Genomic DNA, 600 nt, shown 5'->3' on the forward strand with positions numbered 1-600 from the left:
GACCAGGGAACGTCTGCTTTCGGCGCTATCGATCTGCGTTTACCGGCGGACGTGAACTTTATCGTCCAGCCGCTGTGGGGATCGATTGGCTACACGCTGGCGGCGGCGTTTGGCGCGCAAACGGCGTGTCCGAACCGACGCGTGATTGTCCTGACGGGTGACGGCGCCGCGCAGTTGACCATTCAGGAGCTGGGATCGATGCTGCGCGACAAGCAGCGCCCGATTATTCTGGTGCTTAACAATGAAGGATACACGGTGGAAAGGGCCATCCACGGGCCGGAGCAGCGCTATAACGATATTGCCCTCTGGAACTGGACGCAGATCCCGCAGGCGCTGAGCCTGGCGCCTCAGGCAGAATGCTGGCGCGTCAGCGAAGCGGAAGCGCTGGCGGAGGTGCTGGATAAAGTGGCACACCATGAGCGGCTTTCGCTGATCGAGGTGATGCTGCCGAAAGCCGATATTCCGCCGCTGCTGAGCGCGCTGACCAAAGCGCTGGAGGCACGCAATAACGCCTGATTACCTGTCGTTTCGCCATCCCATCAGCATCGGTTTGCCCGCCAGCAGGAGCCAGGCGGGCAACATCACGATACAGAGCAGCGG

Annotated in this window: 1 protein-coding gene; it reads left to right on the plus strand. The window is 61.5% G+C overall.

The features are described 5' to 3' along the window. A partial coding sequence (locus RTW80_RS26925) for a thiamine pyrophosphate-dependent enzyme (protein WP_312721149.1) occupies positions 1-516 on the plus strand: 516 nt, incomplete at its 5' end. Positions 517-600 lie beyond the last annotated feature (84 nt).

This window comes from Escherichia sp. AM3 (assembly GCF_032029835.1).
Taxonomy (GTDB): Bacteria; Pseudomonadota; Gammaproteobacteria; order Enterobacterales; family Enterobacteriaceae; genus Escherichia; species Escherichia coli.